Annotated in this window: 19 protein-coding genes and 1 pseudogene; 13 read left to right on the forward strand and 7 right to left on the reverse strand. The window is 59.9% G+C overall.

The window, feature by feature from the left end; genetic code table 11:
• Positions 1-80 precede the first annotated feature (80 nt).
• The 3 genes and pseudogenes from RL_RS26415 to RL_RS26425 form a co-directional block, all read right to left on the reverse strand.
• Positions 81-842 (reverse strand): annotated as a pseudogene (locus RL_RS26415) (protein-L-isoaspartate(D-aspartate) O-methyltransferase); the annotation flags it as partial.
• A 163-nt stretch (positions 843-1,005) separates the two neighbouring features.
• Complete coding sequence (locus tag RL_RS26420; RefSeq protein ID WP_011649639.1) at positions 1,006-2,010, reverse strand: sugar-binding transcriptional regulator; 1,005 nt, start codon at positions 2,008-2,010, stop codon at positions 1,006-1,008.
• 89 nt (positions 2,011-2,099) lie between these two features.
• Positions 2,100-3,134 carry a sn-glycerol-3-phosphate import ATP-binding protein UgpC gene (locus tag RL_RS26425; protein WP_011649640.1) on the reverse strand — a complete coding sequence of 345 codons (1,035 nt, stop codon included), beginning with the start codon at positions 3,132-3,134 and terminating at the stop codon, positions 2,100-2,102.
• A 156-nt stretch (positions 3,135-3,290) separates the two neighbouring features.
• On the opposite strand from RL_RS26425, the gene RL_RS26430 reads away from it, so the two are divergent.
• The 7 genes from RL_RS26430 (at position 3,291) to RL_RS26460 (ending at position 10,569) form a co-directional block, all read left to right on the forward strand.
• A complete protein-coding gene (locus RL_RS26430; RefSeq protein WP_028743329.1) occupies positions 3,291-4,649 on the forward strand; it encodes an extracellular solute-binding protein in 1,359 nt (452 codons plus the stop codon).
• 13 nt (positions 4,650-4,662) lie between these two features.
• Positions 4,663-5,628 (forward strand): ABC transporter permease subunit, encoded by a 966-nt coding sequence (locus RL_RS26435; RefSeq protein WP_028743328.1) that lies wholly within the window; start codon positions 4,663-4,665, stop codon positions 5,626-5,628.
• Positions 5,629-5,630: 2 nt separating this feature from the next.
• Positions 5,631-6,551, forward strand: a complete 921-nt coding sequence (locus RL_RS26440; protein ID WP_011649643.1) for an ABC transporter permease subunit — start codon at positions 5,631-5,633, stop codon at positions 6,549-6,551.
• 28 nt (positions 6,552-6,579) lie between these two features.
• Positions 6,580-7,308, forward strand: a complete 729-nt coding sequence (locus RL_RS26445; protein WP_011649644.1) for a glycerophosphodiester phosphodiesterase family protein — start codon at positions 6,580-6,582, stop codon at positions 7,306-7,308.
• Between the two features lie 3 nt (positions 7,309-7,311).
• Positions 7,312-8,034, forward strand: coding sequence for an HAD family hydrolase (locus tag RL_RS26450; protein ID WP_011649645.1), 723 nt, complete (start codon positions 7,312-7,314; stop codon positions 8,032-8,034).
• Between the two features lie 114 nt (positions 8,035-8,148).
• Positions 8,149-8,877 (forward strand): SDR family oxidoreductase, encoded by a 729-nt coding sequence (locus RL_RS26455; protein ID WP_011649646.1) that lies wholly within the window; start codon positions 8,149-8,151, stop codon positions 8,875-8,877.
• Between the two features lie 54 nt (positions 8,878-8,931).
• Positions 8,932-10,569, forward strand: coding sequence for an FGGY-family carbohydrate kinase (locus RL_RS26460; protein WP_011649647.1), 1,638 nt, complete (start codon positions 8,932-8,934; stop codon positions 10,567-10,569).
• 34 nt (positions 10,570-10,603) lie between these two features.
• Here RL_RS26460 and RL_RS26465 read toward each other — a convergent pair whose 3' ends face one another.
• A complete protein-coding gene (locus RL_RS26465; protein WP_028743327.1) occupies positions 10,604-11,215 on the reverse strand; it encodes a L,D-transpeptidase in 612 nt (203 codons plus the stop codon).
• Positions 11,216-11,383: 168 nt separating this feature from the next.
• Complete coding sequence (locus RL_RS26470) at positions 11,384-12,310, reverse strand: LysR family transcriptional regulator (RefSeq protein WP_011649649.1); 927 nt, start codon at positions 12,308-12,310, stop codon at positions 11,384-11,386.
• 131 nt (positions 12,311-12,441) lie between these two features.
• Here RL_RS26470 and RL_RS26475 point away from each other — a divergent pair, with 131 nt between their 5' ends.
• Positions 12,442-12,933 carry a carboxymuconolactone decarboxylase family protein gene (locus RL_RS26475; protein WP_011649650.1) on the forward strand — a complete coding sequence of 164 codons (492 nt, stop codon included), beginning with the start codon at positions 12,442-12,444 and terminating at the stop codon, positions 12,931-12,933.
• A 157-nt stretch (positions 12,934-13,090) separates the two neighbouring features.
• Here the strand turns inward: RL_RS26475 and RL_RS26480 are convergent, their stop codons facing one another.
• On the reverse strand, positions 13,091-14,227 hold the full coding sequence (locus RL_RS26480; RefSeq protein ID WP_028743325.1) for an AAA family ATPase: 1,137 nt from the start codon (positions 14,225-14,227) through the stop codon (positions 13,091-13,093).
• Between the two features lie 194 nt (positions 14,228-14,421).
• Positions 14,422-15,438 carry a LacI family DNA-binding transcriptional regulator gene (locus RL_RS26485; RefSeq protein ID WP_028743324.1) on the reverse strand — a complete coding sequence of 339 codons (1,017 nt, stop codon included), beginning with the start codon at positions 15,436-15,438 and terminating at the stop codon, positions 14,422-14,424.
• A gap of 129 nt (positions 15,439-15,567) precedes the next feature.
• Between RL_RS26485 and RL_RS26490 the strand changes: the two genes are divergently transcribed.
• The 5 genes from RL_RS26490 (at position 15,568) to RL_RS26510 (ending at position 22,662) form a co-directional block, all read left to right on the forward strand.
• Entirely contained in the window at positions 15,568-16,665 is a 1,098-nt protein-coding gene (locus RL_RS26490; RefSeq protein ID WP_011649653.1) for an ABC transporter ATP-binding protein, read from the forward strand.
• Positions 16,662-17,552 (forward strand): carbohydrate ABC transporter permease, encoded by an 891-nt coding sequence (locus RL_RS26495; RefSeq protein WP_011649654.1) that lies wholly within the window; start codon positions 16,662-16,664, stop codon positions 17,550-17,552. The genes RL_RS26490 and RL_RS26495 overlap by 4 nt, the downstream gene beginning before the upstream one ends.
• Entirely contained in the window at positions 17,549-18,397 is an 849-nt protein-coding gene (locus RL_RS26500; RefSeq protein WP_011649655.1) for a carbohydrate ABC transporter permease, read from the forward strand. The genes RL_RS26495 and RL_RS26500 overlap by 4 nt, the downstream gene beginning before the upstream one ends.
• Before the next feature lie 62 nt (positions 18,398-18,459).
• On the forward strand, positions 18,460-19,788 hold the full coding sequence (locus RL_RS26505; protein ID WP_011649656.1) for an extracellular solute-binding protein: 1,329 nt from the start codon (positions 18,460-18,462) through the stop codon (positions 19,786-19,788).
• A 105-nt stretch (positions 19,789-19,893) separates the two neighbouring features.
• Positions 19,894-22,662: a glycoside hydrolase family 2 protein gene (locus tag RL_RS26510; RefSeq protein ID WP_011649657.1), complete on the forward strand. Its 2,769-nt coding sequence runs from the start codon at positions 19,894-19,896 to the stop codon at positions 22,660-22,662.
• Positions 22,663-22,849 lie beyond the last annotated feature (187 nt).

Genomic DNA, 22,849 nt, shown 5'->3' on the forward strand with positions numbered 1-22,849 from the left:
AGAGAGTTCATACCTTAACTCGCGATGTCTCCTTCGTCGTCGATTGTCAGCCGGATTTCTGCTTCTTGATGATGCTGATGCGGCAACGCAGGCAATTTGTGATTTTCCATCCCCTCTCCCTGTCCGTCATGCGGAGAACTTGGTTCGGAGGCAACCGTTCCCGGCAATGAGGGGGCCGTTGCCGTGTACATCGGATGTGAAGCTGTCCAGGCGTCTTCGCCGATCAAGGGAACGAAGCGCACCCCGCCGAGATCTTCTTCCTCGAATGCGGCGGCGCTGGTGCGCGTGAACCGTTTCAGGCGCTGCCCTTCACCGCCGCCGACCGGGATGATGAGCCGCCCTCCGAGGTGCAGCTGTTCTTTCAAGGCGGTTGGCACCTTGGGTGCGCCCGCGGAAACGATAATGGCATCGAACGGAGCGGCTTTTGCCAAGCCCTTGCTGCCATCGCCGACGTGAACGTCAATGTTGCGGTATCCCAGCTTCTCGAACCGTTCCCTAGCCTGAAGCGCCAGCTTTTCATGGCGCTCGATAGAGTAGACATGCCTTGCTATCCGGCTGATGAGGGCCGAAGCATAGCCGGAGCCCGTTCCGACCTCGAGCACTTTGTCACCGGCATTCAGATTGGCCTTTTCGAGCATCAGAGCCACGATGAACGGCTGCGAAATTGTCTGGCCCTCGCCGATCGACAGCGGTGCATCCTCATAGGCGAATTCCTCGGAGCCTGGAGGAACGAAATTTTCGCGTGGCACCATGCGCATCGCCCCGATGACGCTTTGATCGCGAATGCCGCGACGCGTCACGTGGTGCTCCACCATGCGATCTCGGATGCGCGTCATATCCATGGATCAGCTCCACTATCGCCGATTGCATCTGGGGACAAACTTCTGGGCGGTGCAGGATGTAAAACAAATGGGCGACCGCAGAGTTCCTGAGATGCGCCAGGCGCACGTGGAAATCGGATCTACCGAAGGAGCCTGCAGTCGGGATCAGCCGTCGATGCGCGATTTATGACCCGCCGTGTGTCCTCAACTCGGTAGCAATGAGTTGTGCTTGCCGTGCAGTCGCTTCGTCGCAAACCAGCACGTTTCCGAGGCCGGACAATAAAACGGCGGCAATTGCGTGAACCTTGTTCAGGCCACCAGATGCGAAGACGACGTTGGGAATGGCTCGCAACACCGCAAATTCCGGAGCAATCGCGCACCTGTTGATCGCATGCTCGATCGGGCGCCCGGTCTTGTCGACAAACTGGCCAAGCACGTCACCACAGGCGCCGGCTGCGACAAGCTCTTCTATGTTGATGTTGCTCGGCAGGCCGTAGCGCATCAGCAGCGAGCGCTCGGTCATGTCGCCGATGCTGAGCACGATGACGTCATTGGCCTCGATCTGCCGAAAGGCCGCTTCAAAGACGTCTTGTCCGACGATCGCTGCGCGCGACTCGGGGCTGCCCGCGTAGATGGGCGCGGCAAGATAGGAACACTCGGCATTGAGCTGGCGGGCAAGGTCGCTCGCGATATCAAACGTGTTGATTTCGATGCCATGCGTCAGTCCGCCCATGACCGAGTTGACACAGATTTCGGGTCGCCGCTGTGAAGGCATATGACGCACCATTTCGCGCAGAGTGGCTCCCCATCCGACGCCGATGCCGCGAATGTTGCCACCGTTCAGCAACTGAACGAGATAATCCGCTGCCGCTTGACCGAGCAGGACGGGGATGAGGTCCTCATCCTCTGGAGTTGGCACGATGATAGCCCTGGTCAGAGAGAATTCCGCCGCCAACTGCTGTTCCAGAGCGACACAGGATGTCAGCCGCGAATTGAGTGTGATCGTGACCAGGCCCGAACGGCGCGCTTCTGCGATGATCTTGTTGACGCGAAGCCTGTTGGTTGAGAGCGCTTCGGCAATTTCACCTTGCGTGCGCCCCTCCATGTAATAGAGCCAAACCACGCGCACCTGCATTTGCTCATCTGGGAGCGCAACGGAGGCGAATGGAGAATTTCTATTCTGCGTCATGCAATATCTGCGCCTCCGCTTTGACGGCTATGGATCGCGAATCCCTGCGGTTGTCAATTGTGACGGTTGGATGCCGTTTGCTTCCCCTGTCAATCGGTTCGACGCCCGGTCGCCCGGTTGAAGGGATGCAGGCCATCCATTCCCACATGACACGAAATCCGATCACCTTCCTGCAGAGGCTGATTGGTGGAAATACTGGCCACGACGCGCTTGTCGGCGCCATCGATGCGCAAATGGACGTTGTTCTCATCGCCGACGGTCTCGATCAATTCAACGAAAGCGTCGAACCGGAGATCATGCGCTGAACCGCTGCCGAGATTGATTGCACTCGGCCGGATGCCGATGACATCGGTATCCCTGGGAAGCGCGAGTTGGCAGGGGCCAAGCTGATCGAGATCGATCAGGTTCATCGGCGGCGAGCCGATGAACCCTGCCACGAACACTGTTTCAGGCCGGCGGTACACCTCGATTGGTGTCCCGATCTGCTCGATCCGGCCACCGTTCATGACCACCAGCCGGTCGGCAAGCGTCATGGCCTCGAGCTGGTCGTGCGTCACATAAAGGCTTGTCGTTTTAAGCTGCCGCTGCAGTCTTCGGATTTCGACGCGCATTTGCACACGCAGCTTCGCATCCAGGTTGGACAGCGGTTCATCGAAGAGAAAGGCGGCGGGATCGCGGACGATGGCGCGGCCCATGGCAACCCGTTGCCGCTGTCCGCCTGACAGCTGGCGGGGACGCCGTTCGAGGAATTCGCCAATCTCAAGAATGCTGGCGGCATTGGCGATTCGCCGCTCAATCTCGCCGCGAGCGACACGGCGATTTTTAAGGCCGTATTCGAGATTCTGCCGAACAGTCATGTGAGGATAGAGCGCATAGTTTTGGAACACCATGGCGATGTTGCGGTCGGCCGGATCGACATGGCCAACGTCGCTTCCAGCGATCCTGAGGTGGCCGGAGCTTATGGCTTCAAGGCCGGCAATCATACGAAGCAAGGTCGACTTTCCGCATCCCGACGGTCCGACCAACACGATCATTTCGCCATCTGCAACGGTGAGATTGATCCCCTTCACCGCGGAGACGGGGCCGTAATTTTTCTTCAGGTCAATCAGTTCGATCGCTGCCAAAGTATCCTCCCTTCGATATCGTCATACATTTGTAACACGCTATTGACATTTGTAACAAGTAGCCCCAACCTTGTTTTTATCGCCACCTTGGGAGGGGTTGATCGGCGCTGGACGCACCGATCGGCGAACACAAACGGCAATGGAGAGGAAAGCGAAATGACGACAGAGTTTTCGATGGGCGCTCGCATAGGACGGACATTTCGGTCCTTCGCGGCAGGCGCTGCTCTTATGACGCTCGGATTGGCCAATGCAGGCGACGCCAGTGCAGATGATCGCGTCAAGATCGAGTGGTGGAACGCAGCAAACGGCCGCCTGGCCGAGATCACCAAACAGCTGATTTCGGACTTCAATGCCTCGCAGGACAAATATGAGCTCGTTGGCATCAGCAAAGGCAATTACGAGGAAACCATGGCGGCGATGGTGGCCGCCTATCGCGTCGGTCAGCAGCCCGTGCTTATCCAAGCCGCCGAGCGAGGCTTTCTGACCATGTATAATTCCGGCGCCATCATCCCGGTGCCGGAGCTTATGGAGAAGGAAGGCTACAAGATCGACTGGGGCAATTTCATCGCTCCGGTCGCAGGCTTTTATCTCGTCGACGGCAAGCCGGCGGCAATGCCCTTCAACAGTTCCACACCGATCTTCTGGTACAATGCCGATCACTTCAAGGCAGCCGGCTTCGACAAGCCGGCCGAGACCTGGCGGGAACTCGACAAGCAGTTGCACGCTATCAAGGAGAAGGGAATTTCAAAGTGCCAGATGGCGCTTGCGAACGACTTCTATTGGAGCCTGATCGAGAACTATGCCGCGATCCAGGACCAGCCTTACGGTACCAAGGCAAACGGCTTCGGCGGTCTCGATACCGAATTCATCTTCAACAAGAGCCCGCTGATCGTCGGCCAGGTGACACGCCTCAAGACGTGGCTCGACGATGGGGTCCTGCAGATCGCCGGGCAAGGTCTCTCTCCCGACCAGTTGTTCACCTCCGGCACCTGCTCGACCTACGTGGCCTCGACCGCGGCGCATGCCGCTGTTGAAAGCGGTGCGAAATTTCAATGGAGCGCGACGTTCCTGCCGCATGAGGAGGGCATCGAGCCCAAGAACAGCACCATCGGCGGCGGCGCGCTTTGGGTGTTGAAAGGCAAGTCGGACGAAGAATACGCAGGCGCTGCGGCCTTCTTGAATTTTGTCGCTTTGCCGAAGACACAAGTCTGGTGGAGCAAGCAAACCGGCTATGTCCCGGTGACGAATGCCGCCTACGAAGAGGCCAAATCCGAGGGCTATTTCAAGGAGCATCCGACCCGCGAGGTCGCCATTCTCCAACTCACGCGCGGCACGCCAACCGACAATTCGCGCGGCTTCCGCTTTGGCAATCACAATCAGTCGATGGCGCTTCTGGTCGAGGAGATCCAAGGCGTGTGGACCGGACAGAAGACGCCGCAGCAGGCACTGGATGCTGCTGCGGCCCGTGGAAACCAGATCCTTCGGCAGTATGAGCAGCTTCATGCAGCAAAGTAAGACCCTCGGAGAGATGGGAGGCGCCACCCGGCGCCTTCGCATCCCGCACGCTCTTTCGGCGGGCCGCCTGATCGTGCCCTCATCGGATGCTGGATTGAAGTCCGCTCACTTCAACAGGCCGTGGCTCGCCTTCGGACTTGTCGCGCCGCAGCTGCTGATCCTGTTGTTCTTCTTTTTCATACCGTCTTACAAGGCACTGTCGTTAGCCTTCGTTCAGGTCGATCCGTTCGGCGGCACGCAGATCTTCGTCGGGCTGAAAAACTTCTACAATCTGTTCGCAAGTCCGGAATATCGAAGCAGCGCGGTATTCACTCTCTGGTTCACGCTCGCACAGAACGCTGCAACGCTTGTGCTTGCAGGTTTGCTTGCATTCGCGACCGACTTCGTGGTCAGGGGCAGGGGAATTTATAAAAGCATCATCCTGCTGCCATACGCGATCGCCCCGGTGATTTCAGGCGTGATCTGGGCCTTCCTGTTCAATCCTGCGGTCGGGCCGGTTGCTCAATTTCTGCATGGGCTCGGTTTCGAATGGGATCCAAACCGGCGTCCTTTCGATGCGCAGCTCCTGGTGACCATCGCGTCGGTCTGGAAGAATGTCTGCTACGACTATATCTTTCTCGTCGCCGCATTGTTGGCCGTGCCCGTTTCGCTTCTGGAGGCGGCAAAGCTCGATGGCGCAAGGCCGGTCCGGCGCTTCTTCACAATTTCGCTTCCCCTGATCTCACCGACGATCTTCTTCCTCGTGGTGATGAACTTCGTCTACGGGCTGTTTGAAACCTTCGGCATTATCGACGCGGTCACGCGCGGTGGCCCGGCAGGCGCAACGAACAGCATGGTCTACAAGGTTTACCAGGATGGTTTTGTGCAACTGGACCTCGGGTCGTCGGCCGCACAATCCGTGCTGCTGATGTTCATCGCCATCCTGTTCACCATCGTTCAATTCCGCGCCCTCGAGCGCAAGGTCAATTACCAGGTGTAATCATGCCCGAACGTCATCTCGGTCTTTCGATCTTCTGCCACGCCATACTGCTGATTGGCGCGATCTTTGTCTGCCTTCCCCTCTACTTCGCTTTCGTCGCCGGATCATTGACGTTGCAGCAGGTTCAGCAGGCGCCGTTCCCGGTCATCCCAGGCTCCCATTTTCTCGAAAACCTTGCCGCCGCCTGGCAGCAGGGCGAGTTCTCCCGGTTGTTTTTGAATTCGATCATCGTCACCGCCGGCATCGTTATCGGAAAGCTGGCGATCTCATTGATTGCAGCATTTGGCGTGACCTATTTTCGCTTCCCGTTTCGCATGACGGCATTCTGGCTCATTTTCGTGTCGCTGATGCTTCCGGTCGAGGTCCGCATCATCCCGACCTATGAAGCGGTCGCCGATGCTGCCGGGCCGCTGCGCTGGTTGGCCGGGTCGATCGGTCTTTCCGGTGTCGTTGAAGGGCTCACCGGATACAGTATCGAAGCATCCTTGAAGTGGAACATGGTCAACAGCTACGCCGGCCTGATCCTGCCTCTCATCGCCTCTGCCTCCGCGACCTTCCTTTTCCGGCAGTTCTTCCTGACCGTTCCCGATGAACTCTGCGAGGCCGCCAAGCTCGATGGAGCCGGCCCGCTGAAATTCTTCAAGGACATTCTCCTTCCACTCTCGAGCGCCAATATCGCGGCCCTGTCGATCATCCTGTTTCTCTATGGCTGGAACCAGTATTTGTGGCCGCTGCTCTTCACGACGGACAAGGAGATGGGAACTGCGGTCCTTGGGCTGAAGCAGCTCGTTCCCGTCTCGGACTCAGCACCTGCCTGGAACATCGCGATGAGTGCGGCACTTCTCGTCATGCTTCCGCCTGCGGCCGTCATTCTCTTCATGCAGCGCTGGTTCACCAAGGGACTGGTGGACTCCGGAAAGTAACATCCCGAATTTCAAGGATATTCAGACAATGGTACATATCATCGGCCACCGCGGTGGTCGCAATCTCTGGCCCGAGAACAGTCTTTCGGGCTTTCGTAAACTCGCGCAAATGCCGGTAGACGGCGTCGAATTCGACATTCATCTGACGCGCGCGGGGGAAGTGCTTGTCATTCATGACCCGACGCTGGACCGAACGACAGATGCCGACGGGCTGGTCGCCGACCTTCGCCCTGGCGAAAATCGCACGGTGCGGCTCAAGGAGAGCGACGGGGAGACGATTCCCACATTGGAAGAGGTTCTCGCCGTCTTCAAGGACACGTCGCTCGAGCTTCATATCGAACTGAAAACCAATGCCGACGGAACGCCGTATGAGGGGCTTGCCGCCAAGGCAGCCGCCACGGTCGACCGTCTTGACTTGGCGAAGCGGTCAATTCTCACCAGCTTTCATCCGGACGCGCTCGTCGACATACGCAAGGTTGCTCCGCATATCCGCACCTTGTCGTCGTTCGATTCCAGGTCGGTCGAGCGTCTCGGTCTGATGAACGGCCTCAGCTTGCTGAAGGAGTGCTCCGATATCATCGCCGTCGAGAAGTCGCTGCTTGCGGCACAATGGGAGCAGATTACCGAACTCGTGCCGGTCGGCCGGCTTGGGGCCTGGGTCCCAAACGACATAAGCGATCTCGAATACTGGCTTGCCAAACCGATCCGGCAGATCACCACGGATCGGCCGGATCTCGCATTGCAGGCGCGGAGGTGAGGCATGCTCGATAACCGCGTCGATTGCCCCGGTATGCCGGGCCGCCAAGCCTTGGAAAACATTGATCTCGTGATCTTCGATTGCGACGGTGTGCTGATCGATAGCGAGCCGATCGCCAGCCGCACATTGGCGGAGACTCTGCAAGGTGTCGGCATTGCAATCACCGCCGCAGAGGCTCATCTCAAATTTACCGGCAATTCAGAAAGCACCATCGGCGAGATGTGCCGGCGCGATTATGGGATTGTCGAAATCCCCGAGTTGTTTGAAACATGGCACCAGCGTCTATTCGAAGAGTTTTCGCGCTCGCTACTGCCTATCCCCGGCATTGCCGATGTCGTCTACGGACTTCAGCGACCAAAATGCGTTGCGTCAAACAGCACGATGCAGCGGCTTCGCAACAGCTTGGGCATATTGGAACTGTGGAGCGCGTTTGGGGAGGAGGTCTTCAGTGCCGAAGCCGTCGCCCGGCCGAAGCCCGCGCCCGATCTATTGCTGCACTGCGCGGAGCGTTTTCGAGCCCGTCCCTCCAGATGCGTGATGATCGACGATAGCAGTCATGGCGTGGCGGCAGCCGTTTCCGCAGGAATGACGGCCGTCGGATTTGTCGACCCGGCTGATCCGAGACCTGGCCGGCATGCGACATTGATGACAGCTGGAGCATTTGCCGTTGCCATGGGGGCGGAACAGCTTGTCGCCATCCTGGAGGATATCGGAGGCACGTTGTGAGGGTCTCCGTCGCAAAAGACCTTTCATTCCCGGTCTCACCCGATGGCGTCTGGTTCGGGTGCTCTCGCGTCAGCTGTGAACGCGCGCCATCCGCTTCTGCAAGGAATATTCCTCATGACTGATCTCATGAAAGGCAAGGTGGCTGCCATTACGGGTGCCGCGTCGGGCATCGGACTGGAATGTGCGCGCAGCCTCCACACCGCAGGTGCAACGGTCGTGCTCATCGACCGCGCCAAGGACAAGCTCGAAGCTCTTTGCAAGGAGATCGGCAGAGGCGCTCTGCCGCTCGTCATCGATCTTCTCGATGGAAAGAAGGTCTCGGGCATGTTGCCTCGAATTCTTGAAGTGGCCGGCGGGCTCGACATCCTCCACGCCAATGCCGGCGCCTATATTGGCGGTCCCGTTGTCTATGGCGACCCGGATGCCTGGGACCGCATGCTCAATCTCAACATCAACGCGGCCTTCCGCTCGGTCCATGCGGTGCTGCCACATATGATTGCCCAGAAGTCCGGCGACATCCTGTTTACGAGCTCGATCGCAGGCGTCGTGCCGGTCGCGTGGGAGCCGATCTACACGGCCTCGAAATTCGCTGTTCAGGCCTTCGTCCATTCCACGCGCCGGCAAGTGGCGCAGCATGGCGTGCGCGTCGGTGCGGTGCTGCCAGGACCTGTCGTCACGGCCTTGCTCGACGACTGGCCGAAGGCGAAAATGGAGGAGGCGCTGGCCAATGGCAGCCTGATGCAGCCGAATGAAGTGGCCGACGCCGTCCTTTTCATGCTGTCGCGGCCGCGTAATGTGACCGTCCGCGATCTGGTGATTCTGCCAAATAGCGTGGATCTGTAAACATTGGCCCAGACTGCAGTTAGCCTGATCCTTGCCGACTTCAAAGGAGAGACCATGAGCGACACATCTCGCACGCCAGAAGCAGATGCCAAACATGTCATCGGCGTCGACGTCGGCACCGGCAGCGCCCGTGCCGGCCTGTTCGACCTCACCGGGCGGATGCTTGCGTCCGCCAAGCGGAATATCACCCTGTTTCACGAACCGGGTTCGATGGTTGAGCAATCGAGCACCGAGATCTGGGCGGCCGTTTGCGCGGCAGTGCGCGAAGCGGTTTCCTCGGCCGGGGTCGATCCGGCGTCCGTCATGGGGCTCGGGTTCGATGCCACCTGCTCGCTCGTCGTCCTCGGTGAAGGCGGCAAGCCGCTTCCCGTCGGACCCTCGGAAGATCCGAACCGGGACATCATCGTCTGGATGGACCACCGCGCCGTGCCGCAGGCGGAGCGCATCAATGCGCTTGGCCATGACGTCCTGCGTTACGTCGGCGGCCGTATCTCGCCTGAGATGGAAACGCCCAAGCTTCTCTGGCTGAAGGAAAATCGCCCTGAGGTTTTTGATGTCGCGTGGCAATTCTTCGACCTTGCAGATTTCCTGACCTGGCGAGCGACCGGCGATCTGTCGCGTTCGACCTGCACGGTCACCTGCAAGTGGACCTATCTCGCCCATGAAAAGCGCTGGGATGGCGATTATTTTCATCAGATCGGCCTCGGCATGCTCGCCGACGAAGAGTTTGCCCGCATCGGTCAGGCTATCGTCGAGCCCGGCTCGGCCCTCGGTCGAGGACTGACGGAGACTGCAGCCGGCGAGCTCGGCCTGAAGCCGGAAACGCCCGTCGCTGCCGGACTGATCGACGCCCATGCGGGCGGAATCGGAACCGTTGGCATCGGTACCGATCCACAAGCCAATCTGGCCTATGTTTTCGGCACCTCCTCCTGCACGATGACATCGACAGCTGAACCGTCGTTCGTGCCCGGCGTCTGGGGACCTTATTATTCGGCCATGGTGCCGGGACTATGGCTGAACGAGGGTGGCCAGAGTGCCGCCGGCGCGGCGATCGACCAGTTGCTCTCCTTCCATCCCGCTGCCGCGGAAGCGCGGGAGCTTTCGAAGAGGGCGGGTGTTCCGCTGCCGGTTCTGCTCGCAGATATGGCCGCCCGAAAGGCGGGCCGTTTTTCCGACGCCGTCACGCTTGCGAGCGGAGTGCACGTCGTTCCCGAGTTCCTCGGCAACCGCGCGCCCTTTGCCGATCCGCATGCCCGCGCAATCATTGCCGGTCTCGGGATGGAGGACGATATCGGCAGCCTGGTCTCCCTTTACGTCGCAGGGCTTTGCGGTATCGGCTACGGCCTCAGGCAGATCATCGAGACGCAGGCCGATGCGGGCGTTGCCATCGAAAATATCGTCATCAGCGGTGGCGCCGGCCAGCACGATTTCGTTCGCCAGCTGCTCGCCGATGCGAGCGGCAAGCCGGTCATCGCGACAAAGGCAGAAGAACCGGTTCTCCTGGGGGCCGCCATCCTGGGCGCTGTCGCCGGCGGGCTGTTTTCGGATGTACGCGAAGCGATGACGACACTCTCGGCGGTCGAAACGACATTCCTGCCATCAGAAGGGGCGATCCCCGATATTCATGACAAGCGGTATAAAGGGTTCAAGGAGCTCCAGGCTCTGGCGCGCAAGCTGCGCATCGATGGTTAGATATCTCGGCGCCAATCCGCCGATCGGCTAACAGCTAGCGCCGAACGATGACCTTCGTTCCCGGCTGCACGATCTCGTAAAGCTCTTCGACATCTTGACGGTACATTCGAAAGCACCCGCTCGACGCGTTGGTGCCGATGGACGAGGGGTCGTTGGTGCCGTGGATGCGCAGCAGGCCATCGGCGAGATAGATCGCGCGGGTTCCAAGCGGATTGGCGGGGCCGGGCTTTACGACCGCTGGAAGCCGAGGGTTCTTCTGCCGCATGCCGGCCGTGGGTCGCCATTCAGGATGCGCTCGCTTCGACACGACCCGCGTAGATCCATACCATTGCTTGCCCTCACGGCCGACCGCGATGGGGTAAGCGAATTGCTCGCCCCAAGGCGTGGTGTAAATGAGCGTATGCTCGCTTGTCACGATTTCGATGGTTCCTTTTGCACGGCCTGTCGGCGGTTGCCTGCGATCATGCAGGGGCTCTTGATAGGGAGGCGCCGGATCGTAATCGAGTGGTGGCGGATAGGCGCTGTACGGATCGTCGTAACCGTATCCACCAAAGTCGTCATATCCATCATACGGCCCATAGATCTGGGCTTGAGTCTGAAAGACCGTCAGCAAAAAGGCCACAGCCACGAGAGCCAGCAATCTCATCTTGTCGCCATCCGCTTGTTGAACAAGCCTGATTGGGCTGAATTCTGTGGCGGCACTATGACTGCTCACCGAAGGATCTTGAAAAGCTATTGCCGCTGATGATGCTGCGGTCGCTCAATCGGTCGGCTCCGGCATCGAACAGAAACTGGCTGAGACTGATCCTCTTCCTCAGCCCGCCTCGAAAGACGTTTCATGTCCATTCCTGTCGGAGCGATAACGCACGTGATCGACGAGGGCGCGCAGCTTTGGAGGCAGATTTCGGCGATCCGCGAAATAAAGAAAGAATCCTGGGAATGGCGGTAGGTAGTCCTCCATAAGCGACACCAGTTCTCCGCGGTCGAGATATGGCCTGAACGTCTCTTCCATGCCGAATGTCACGCCTCCGCCGGCGCACGCTGTCCGCACCATGACCCCCATGTCGTTTGTCGTGATCCTCGGATTGACGGCCACGTCGAATTCCCGACCATTCTCCTCGAACTCCCAGCGATACGGCGCCACATCCGGCGCCGGACGCCAGCCGATGCAGCAGTGCCGCGAAAGCTCTGATGGATTTGCGGGCCTTCCGAAGCGTTCCAGGTAAGACGGCGCGGCGACGACGAGCTGCCGCTGGTTGCCAGAGACCGGTACCGCGATCATGTCCTGCTCAATCACTTCGCCGAGCCGCACACCCGCATCGTAACCCTCGGCGACGATATCGAACTCCTCATCCGTGACGTTTACATCGACTTGCACGCCCGGATAGGCGTGCGTGAAGCTCGCAAGCAGCGGCCCTGAGATAAACCGCTCGGCAATCGAGGATACAGCGAGCCGCAAGAGCCCTGTCGGCTGGGACCCCCGATCCTGGGCATCATCCAGTGCCAGTTCGACTTCGGCGACTGCGGGCCCAACGCGCTCGTAAAGCCGCATGCCCGCTTCAGTCAGGCTGACGCTCCGCGTCGTACGCTGGATGAGAGCAACTCCCATTCGGTCTTCCATCCGTCGGATCGCCTGGCTTACCGCCGAGTGGCTGAGGCCGAGTCGCTCAGCCGCGCCACGGAAACTCTTCGCTTCCGCGACGGCGAGGAATACGGACACAAGTTTTAGATCGATGGCCATTGGTCATCAAAGCTTACCAAGCTTGTCACCATTCGTAAATTGTTTCGCCGTCGTGGCCGCAGTACTCTTGGTTCAAAGGACTTTCGGAAGTCTCGCGTCCGACAAAATGGATCGAACAAGGAGAATTTTCCATGTATCAGAATCTCCGCTCACACTTTGCAGCCGCGGGTACTGCGGCGCTCTTGGCCGTGTCGCCGGATGTGGTCTTCGCTCAGACTGTGGAGGAGCGTCGCGAACGCGGTGCTGCTGTCATCCTGAGCCTCAACAACGGCACGACACAGCCAAATTTGGAAGCGATGCGGCAAGAGTTTCCGTTCCTTGCCGAAGCGACCGAAGCCTACGCTCTCGGAGACGTGTGGTCGCGCCCGGGTCTCGATAACCGCACGCGCCAACTCGCCGCCGTCGCTGCATTTGCGGCAATGGGCCTGACAGACTTGATGAAGGTTCACGCCGGATATGCGCTCAACATCGGCGTTCCCAAGGAGGAGCTCAAGGAAGTGATCTATATGATAACGGTTCCGGCAGGCTTTCCCCGTGCCATTGCTGCGTCGCAAGCACTGTCTCAGCTTTTTGCGGAGCGGTCGGAAGCCGGCGACAATAAGCCAGCGGGAGCCAGGCCGTAGTCACGGTCTTGAAGCTCGCAATCGCCGCCGTTGTCGCCGAAGTTCACCGGCCTTGCGCCAAAGCGGCGGCGAATATTGCTCGACGTCAATTCGCGGATGGGGCCTAGAATACGTGGCCTCCGACCCGGCGCCGTAACGCGAACCGGCTCGATTGCAGCTAATCGTCACCCTCGTCTTCAACGACCCCCGTCAGCCTCATACCCTGAATCCAGGTGGCGCCATCCTTTCGGATCACCCGCTTCGGCCGCACCCCACAGCGCTCTTCCACCGCCGAGGCGAGACGTTGGGAATGCGTGACGATCCAGATCTGGCTAAATCTTGCCGCTGCGGCGATCATGTCGGCGAGTGGCGACAGCATGTCCTGATGCAGGCTTGCTTCCGGCTCGTTCAATGCGATCAGCGGCGGCTGGCGATAGGACATCAGCGCGGCTGCAAGCCCGAGGAAACGGATCTGTCCGTCAGAAAGCTCGCGCGGCTGAAAAATCCGGCGCGGGAAATCTGGAAAGATCAGTCCGAATTCCGCATGTTCCCCCGGTTCCGGCACGTGCAACTTCGCCCCGCCCAAGGCGGAGGAAATGGCCCGGTCGAGCTCGACCGTGTCCCCGCGGGTATGCACAAGGGTCGCGAACACTGCCGCCATGTTTGCGCCGTCCTGGTCCAGCAGCGTCGAGGTGACCGCCAGGCAGGGACGCCGCAACGCCGACTCCCGATCGGTCCTGAATCCATGAAAGAATCGCCAGCCGTCGATGAGGCGGCGAAAGGCCGCAATTTCCGGATAATGTCCAGCATCTCCGAGCATGGCGATTGCTGTTTCCGACGTCATCGCCTGCTCCGGGTAATCCTCCATGCGGCCGCGGTCACCGCGAACCATGATCCCCGGCCCGCTGCGCTTCATCATCGTAACGGGGCGCGATCCGGCCTCAAAACAAAGCTCTTCGGCCTTGATCTGGGGCTCGAAGGCAAATCCGGCGGCGGCCGGCGGTCTGAGCCCGGCTTCGACCCAATATCTCCACGTCACAGCCCGCTCCTCGTCGAGAACCTCCACCTCCAGCTTGATGCGAAAATTCTTCTCGTCGCGCCTTGGGCCGGTCCACAACGCCGAAGCCATTCCGCCCTCGGCGGCGATCTCATGCGCGAACGTGCCGCGCACCGCCGCCTGCACTAGCTGGAGGCTGCGGTAGAGGTTCGATTTGCCGACGCCGTTCTCGCCGATGAACACATTAACGCCGGCCAGATCCATGCGGATGGAGCGTAAGGAGCGGTAATTTTGGGCAAACATGGAGCGAAGAAGCATGGTCGACTTCCATAGTAGGGGTCCGTCCAACGAAAGCGATCTGCCGCAGCCTTGATTGATGGGCCACAGCCGTGCGCATGGCTGTCACTCCGTCAGTTGAAGCTCATGTCTTCTCCTCAACAGAGTTTCGCCCTTGAGCCGGTCATCCGAGGAAGCGCTTGTGAACAACCGGGGAATCCACCCTGGCATCCGGCCTATACGGCGTCTATTGGCGCGACCGACTGGCGCACGATCATTTCGCACTCCAGCTTGACCTTGTGATTGTCATGCCGCATCCGCGGCGCGGCGATCATCTCAGCAAGCTTCTCGACGGCATAGCGCGCCATGTCGGCATGGGGCAGTTGCATCGTCGTGAGCGGCGGCAGCATATCGCCGGAATAGGATTCATTGTCGAAACCGATGACCGAAAGGTCGCGCGGGATGGACAGGCCGGCTTCCTTCGCGGCTTCATAGACACCCATGGCAATGCGGTCGCAGAAACAGCATATTGCCGTGGGCCGGTCATCGAGCGCTTGCAGGCGCTTGAAGGCTGCATAGCCTCCCTGAATCGTCCAACGCCCCTTGATGATAAGATGGTTGTCGACAGGAATGTCGCGCATCGTCAATGCTCGGCGATAACCCTTGATGCGCTCGCGAGAAGCTTCGATCGCGTCCTCGCCACCGATATAAGCAATGCGCGTATGCCCGGCATCGATCAGCGACAGCGTTGCCTTCATGACAGCCGACAGGTCTCCGGGCACCACGCTCGGCAGGGGCTTGTCGACCGTATAGCAGTTCAAAAGTACGGTCGGCCATTCCGCGAGCTGCGGAGCAAGCGTCACTTGCTGCGTAATCAGCCGCGCATAGATGATGCCCGCAGCGGGCAGCGTCGCGAGATGGCTGAGAGCTGCCTGCTCTGCCTCCTCGTCGGCGTCGGTCGGCATCACCGAGAGCAGATAGCCCAGCTCGTTTGCCGCCTCTCCGGCTCCGTCGATCAAGCCGGCGACATGGGGCGAACTTGTCACCTCGTTGATGAGCATGGCAATCAGCGGACGCCGGTCGATGCGCCGAGCCTGCGTCCTGTAACCCATCCTGGCCGCCGCACTTAGAACAGCCTCGCGCGTTGCCGACGATATGCGCGTTCCCGGAGCATTGTTGAGCACAAGCGACACGGTCGCCTGCGAGACGCCGCAGGCGGCAGCGATGTCGGACATCGTCGGCTTTTTGATCACGCGAACCCCTTGCAAGACTGACTATCCGCTTAGCACGAAGTTTTACGAACGCAAAAGCGGCGAGGGCTTGCTTGATAATAATTTTAGTTATAACCAGTGATTTATAACTAATCACTCTGGGAGGGGTGCATGGCAGGCGTAACGCTCGCTGGGGTGTCCAAAAGCTATGGCACGGTGAATGTCATCCGTGACATTTCGCTTTCGATCAACGACGGCGAGTTCCTGGTTTTTGTCGGACCATCCGGCTGCGGGAAATCGACGCTTCTGCGCATGATCGCCGGTTTCGAAACCATCACCGGCGGCGACGTCCTGCTCGGCGGCAACCGGGTCAATGACATGGCCGCCCGCGATCGCGGGGTGGCGATGGTCTTCCAGAACTACGCGCTGTACCCCCATATGACGGCCCGCGAGAACATGGCCTTCGGCCTGCGCAATATTGGTACGCCGAAGGCCGAAATCGCCTTACGCATCGATAAAGCCGCCGCCATTCTCCAGCTTGAGCCTTATCTCGACCGCAAGCCCAAGGCGCTTTCCGGCGGCCAGCGTCAACGTGTTGCGATCGGCCGCGCCATCATGCGCGAACCGGATGTCTTTCTGTTTGACGAGCCGCTCTCCAATCTCGATGCCGCTCTTCGCGTCTCGATGCGCACCGAGATCGCTAAGCTCCACCACCGCCTCGCCGCAACCATGATCTACGTCACGCACGATCAGACGGAAGCCATGACCATGGCAGACCGTATCGTGGTCCTCAGGGACGGGCAGATCGAACAGGTCGGCGCGCCGATCGAGCTTTACGAGCGCCCCGCCAATGCCTTCGTGGCTGGTTTCCTCGGTGCGCCGCGCATCAATCTGCTCCCGGCAACAGTTACAGCCGTCGACGGCGAAACGGTCGAACTCGCCTGTGCGGGAGATGCCCGCCTTACTGCCAAGGTTCGTGCCAGTCCCGCCAAGGGCGACACGGTGACGATCGGCCTGAGGCCGGAAATCCTGTTGCCGGCCGATGAAGGAGCGCTCAGCGGAACCGTTGATGTCGTTGAGCAGCTCGGCTCGTTGCAACTTGTCTATGCGACGCTTGCTGATGGCACCGCCATCGTCTCCGAACAGCGCGGCGGCGCGGCGCCCTCGATCGGCTCCGTCGCCCGTTTTGCGATCGGCCCCGGCACGCGCCACGTCTTCGATGCAAACAAGGTCTCGATCACCCTGCATTCTGAAGCGGGTGGAGCATGAGCACCAGCAGCCTGACCGCCGCCCGCAGGCGCGATGCACTCGCCGCTTATATCTTCCTCGCGCCTTTCGCGGTGATCTACGCCACGTTCCTGGTCTACCCCTTCTTCAAGGGCTTGTGGATCAGTCTCCACGACTGGGAGCTTGCCGGCAGCTACCGGAAATATATCGGCCTCCTCAACTATGAGGACATGTGGTTCGACACGATCTTCTGGAAGACCGTGGGCAATACGCTGGCCTTCGTCGCCATGACCGTGCCGACCATGACAGCACTGGCCCTGGTGCTGGCTCTTGCCGTGTTCGGGCAGGGGCGGCTCAAGGGTGTGCTGCGGTCCGTGTTCTTCATGTCGAGCGTGTTTTCGGTCTCGGTCGTGACGCTGATCTGGTCGATGGTGCTGTCTGCGGACAACGGCCTGCTGGTGCCGCTCTTCAATCTCATCGGCGTCAACCCCGTCAATTTCCTCGGGCACCCGACGCTCGCCATGCCGTCGATTGCGTTGACGACGCTTTGGTGGGGTGTCGGCCTCCCCATGGCGCTGTTTCTGGCTGCACTAAGCCAGATACCACCGGAACTTTACGAAGCAGCTGAACTCGATCATGCCGGTCGGTTCAGCGTCCTGAAAAACATCACCCTGCCGTCGATCCGTCACACCGTGCTCCTGGTTCTGGTCCTGCAGATCGTCGGTCAGTTCCAGATTTTCGGTCAGGCCCACCTGATGACACAGGGCGGGCCTGCCAATCGGACGCGTACGCTGGTTCAGTACATCTACGAGACGAGCTTCCGCGACTGGCAGGTCGGTTACGCCACGGCCATGTCCTTCGGGCTCTTCATCCTGATGCTTGGCTTCACAATGCTGCAGCTCTGGCTCGGCCGCAGGGGGGACGAATGATGGCAAGCGCACGCACAAGCGGCCTCCGCCGCGCCACGGACGTTCTCATCCTCGGTGCAACCATCGCCTTTGCGATCCTCTGGCTTCTGCCCGTCGTCTGGGTCGTCGCCATGTCGCTGAAGCCGAATACCGAGCTGATGCGTTCCACGGCAGGCTTCCTGCCGGTCCCATTCACGCTCGATAATTATATCGGCCTCCTGAAGCTCGATACCGTGCCTCGCTGGCTGATGCACAGTCTGATCGTCTCGGTAACGATGACAATTTTGGTTCTGGTCGTCTCTTCTATGGCCGGCTACGCGTTCGCGCGCCTGGAGTTCCCCTTCAAGAAGACGCTGTTCATGCTCGTGATTGCCGGCCTGATGGTGCCCGAGCAGGCAGTGTTCATTCCGCTGCACACGATGGTCTCGGGCTGGGGACTGCATAATACCCACTTCGCGCTGGTCATGCCTCGCGTCGCCGTGCCAATCGGTGTGTTTTTGATGATGCAGTTCTTCCGCAGCGTTCCGAAAGAACTGGAGGAAGCCGCCGCCATTGATCACGCCTCACGGCTGACGATCTTTCTGAAGATTATGTTGCCGCTCTCCGTGCCTGCACTGACCACGCTCGGTCTGTTCACCTTCATCTTCGCCTGGAACGACTTTCTCTGGCCGCTCGTCTCGGCGACCAAGGCCGACATGTACACGGTCACGGTCGGCCTTGCCTCGATCCAGACCAACTTCGCTTTCTCGGAGGGCATCGGCGCTGTCATGGCATCGGCGGTCTTTGCCAGCCTGCCCATCATTCTTCTGTTCCTGATCTTCCAGCGCTTCATCGTGGCAGGTGTTGCCATGAGCGCCGGCAAATAGGCACCGGCCCGACCGGCCATGCCGGGACGGGTTTTTCGCAACGGCATCGCAAGGAGGATATGATGCACAACACGAAAATGCTGCAACGTCTGGCGCTCGCCACGACCCTGATGACCGCGCTCTGGGGAGGAGCAGCCCAAGCAGTCGACATCTCGTTCTTCCGCTTCTTCGGCGATTGCCAAGGCGAATACGGCGAGGTGACAGACGTGACCAAGGCCAATGGCGAATGCGGCATCATCACCGCGCTCACCAACAAGTTCAACGCAGAAAACACCATCGGCGCCAAGGTCGTCACCCAGACGGCCGAATGGGGCGCCTATTACGACCTGCTGACCGCGACTTATTCCACCGGCAACATCCCTGACGTCGCCGTCATGCACGCCTCGATAATGCCGAATTTTTCCGACCGGGATCTCCTGACGCCGCTGACCAAACCGATTGCCGATCTCGGCATCCAGACAAGCGACTTCGTACCGGCGGCGCTGAAGAACGCTACCGCCAAGAACGAAATTTATGCCCTCCCATACGACCTTCATGCGCTGCTCTTCCATGTCAACATGGATCTGATGAAGAAAGCGGGCCTTGTGAACGCAGACGGCTCGCCGATCCTGCCGAAATCGCCCGAGGAACTGCTCGAGCAGGGCAAGAAGTTCAAGGAAGCGACCGGCAAGTACTACATCGGTTCGGAAGCCCAGAGTTCGGAGGGCATGATGGTGCGCCTGTTCGACACGCTTCTCTGGCAGCAGGGCGTCGATGTCCTCTCCGCCGACGGCAAGACGGCCAGCATCAATACAGCGGAAGGGCTGAACGCAGCCAAGCTGATCTCATCGATATTCTCGGAAGGTCTTGCCAATCCGGCGCTGGATTATCCCGGCTCCGAACAGGCGTTCCTCAATGGCGAAACCGGGATTCTGATCAACGGCACCTGGGGCGTCGACAACTACGACACCCAGGCCAAGATCGGCAAAGTGGCCCTCAAGGACTATCGCGTCGCCAATGTGCCGCAACTCTACGCGAAGCCCTCCGTCTGGGCCGACAGCCATATGTGGGTCATCCCGAAGGACGACGATCGCAGCGAAGACAAGACGAAAGCCGCTCTCGCCTTCCTCAAGTTTCTGAACGACAACAACTTCCAATGGTCGCGCACCGGCCATTTGTCGACCCGTCAGTCGGTTCTGAATTCCGAAGAGTTCAAGGCCCTGCCGCATCGCGCCGAGTTTGCCGACACTGCCAAAAATGCCACGTCACTGCCGCAGATCCAGAACCAACGTGCAGTCTACAACGCGATGATCACCGACTTGAACGCGATGTGGCTGACAGGCACCGATCCGCAGGCAACGCTTGAAGCGATGCAGGCCGGGGTCGAGCGCGTCCTGCGTCGCAATCGCTAGTTCCTCCAACCCCTCTTGAGGGGTGGTCTCCCCCGCCGGGATACGCGCCACGCCGTGCGTATCCCGGAACCCCAATCGAAAAAGCCGATCTTCCAAGGATAACTGATGAACGCCTATTCCCAGTCGCTCGCCCCAGCGAACACACCGCTCCGCGAAACGTTTTCCCTTGATGGGACCTGGGAGTTCCGCCACGAGACCGATCGTGCATGGCGACATGCAAAGGTGCCGGCGCACTGGCAGGCGTGTTTCGAGGATCTCGCCGTCAGCTTCGGATCGGCAACCTATCGCAGAACCTTCACGCTCCCCGCAGAATGGTCGGCTCGGGAAATCGCCATCCGCTTCGGTGCTGTCAGCGATCTGGCCACTGTCTCCATCAACGGCACTGAGATCGGCCGTCATGAAGGCGGTTATCTTCCTTTCGAATTCGTGATTCCACCCGCTCTGTTAAAGGCGGAGAACACCGTCGAAGTCCTGGCCTGCCTGCCGGATGCTTACCGCGACGAGAGTGGCGCCGATTTTGCGGAGATCCCGCATGGCAAGCAGAGCTGGTATGGCCCGCAAGGCGGCATCTGGCAGTCCGTCCTCATCGAAGCCCGCGATCCCGCTCACATCTCATCGCTTCGCCTCGACCCGATTTGGCCGGAAGCCAGGCTCGATCTTAAAGCCCGCTTTGCGAGCATGGTTGCAGGCTCGCTGAAAATCGAGATCATCGGCCCGCAGGGCATGCCAGTCTTTACCGGAAACATTCCGGCCGCGGGAAATACCCTCGATCATTCGATCCAGCTCGACTCCGTCGCGCCATGGTCGCCGGACAGCCCGAACCTCTATACGATCACAACGATCCTCAGCGCTGACGGCGTCGAGATCGACAGCCGGCAGGAAAGTTTCGGCTTTCGCCGCTTCGAAGCCAAGGACGGCTTCCTGCATCTGAACGGCAAGCCGCTTTATCTGCGCGCCGCGCTCGATCAGGATTACTATCCCGATGGTTTCGGCGCGCCGCCTTCGCTCGACCTGCTCGAAGACCAGTTGCGCAAGGCTAAGGCAATGGGCCTGAATTGCCTGCGCTGCCACATCAAAGTGCCGGACCCGCGCTATTACGAGGTCGCCGACCGGCTGGGCATGCTGATCTGGAGCGAAATTCCAAATATCGAGACCTTCACCCCGGCCTCCGCCGAGCGCCTGCGCACGACAATGGAAGGTATTCTCGCCCGTGACGGCAATCACCCCTCCATCGTAATCTGGACCCTGATCAATGAAGATTGGGGCACTCGGCTGCGCGAAGCGGCCGAACAGCGGCAATGGATTTCCGACATGGTCGACTGGCTGCGTGTCGAAGACCCGCTACGGCTCGTTGTCGACAATTCCGCCTGCTTCCCGAACGTCCACGTCAAGACCGACATCAACGACTACCACTTCTACCGAACGGCGGTGGATCGGCGCGAGGAATGGGACACGCTCTGCCGCGAATTCGCCGGCAATGCCGACTGGACCTTCTCAACCGAAAAGGAAGCCGTGCGCACGAGGAAGGAACCGCTTGTCCTCTCCGAGTTCGGCGTCTGGGGTCTACCGGATCCTGCCCGTCTGCGCGAAAAGAACGGCCGCGACCCCTGGTGGATGGCGTATGGTGCCACCTGGGCGGATGGCACAGCACTGCCGCAGGGCATCGAAGCTCGTTTCCGCGAACTCGCCCTTGAGAAAGTTTTTGGTGATCTCGGTCGTTTCATCGAGAAGGTGCAGTGGTATCAATACATGAACCTGAAATACGAGATCGAGGTTATCCGAACGCACGCGCCGATCGGAGGTTATGTCATCACCGAACTTACCGATGTCCATTGGGAAGGCAACGGGCTGATGGACATGGCACGCAATCCGCGCGTCTTCGCCAAAGCGCTGCCGGCCGTCAATTCCGACATCGTCATCGCGCCGGGTGCTGCCCGCCACGCCGTCTATGAGGGGCAGACGGCCAGCTTCGACATCAAGGTGTCGAGCGGCGGAACAGCACTGCCCGAAGGCAGTCGCCTCGTCTGGGAATTTGGCGCTGAAAAAGGCGAGATACCGCTGCCGGCCATGGCGCCGATGCAGGTTCACAATGCCCCGATCACCACAACAGCAGATGCGGTGCCGGTGCCCGCGATCCAAAAGGCCCGGTTCCAGGTCGTGTCGCCCGATGGAAGCGTGCTGTCCCAGAATTTCGAGACACTCGCGGTCTACGGCAAACGGGATGCGCTACCCCCCATCCGCTTTGCTTCGAACGACGACGGGATTTCCGAGAGGTTGTCGGCCCTTGGCCATGTCAGCGTCTCGCCGCACGAGGCGGATGTCTTCATCACCAAGGACATCGATGCCGATCGCGTCGAGGCAATCCATTCCGGCCAGCGGGTGCTGCAGATCGTCGACAAGGATCCCGGCCGTCTGCGCGATGACGCGCCGCCGCGCGATGGCCCTATGTCGATTGAAATCGATCCGGGCGCCGGCGGCATGGTTTCCGGGCCATACTTCAGTTTTCCCGGCTACAATCTCGTCAATCGTCACAAATCGATCTGGCGCGGGGATTGGGTCGGCAACTTCTCCTGGTTGCGCCGGGATGGCGTCTTCGCCCATGTGCCGGGCGGTCCGCTGTTCGACCTGTCCTTCACGGGCGTCGCGCCGCACCAGGTGATGACTGGCCTCCGTCCCTGGGAATTCCAAGGTCGCGTGTACGCCGGCGTCGTTATCGGTTGGGTTCACAAACCCGCTGCCTTCATCATCGAAAAGCGGCTCGGCCGCGGTAAGCTTGTCGCGACGACCTTCCGCCTCCACCAGGAGGCACCGGATGTCGACCCGCTTGCCACCGCGCTTTACGATGGCCTCTTTGCTCTTGCCACGAGACCGTGAGCTCAGCGACAGTCAACGGAGGTCGCGGCAACTTCGCTTCGTGCTCAAGCGCTAGCGGGAGGGCTCAAGTCGCCGGTCGGGTATATGGCCCGAAGCGGGCGAAATTGATCGAAAGGCTTCGTAGCGAGCATCCTAGGCTGAACTGTCTTCCGGGAGAATCATCCCGTAGGAGATAGGTCTGTTATGC

The sequence above is a fragment of the Rhizobium johnstonii 3841 genome (assembly GCF_000009265.1).
GTDB classification, from domain to species: domain Bacteria; phylum Pseudomonadota; class Alphaproteobacteria; order Rhizobiales; family Rhizobiaceae; genus Rhizobium; species Rhizobium acaciae.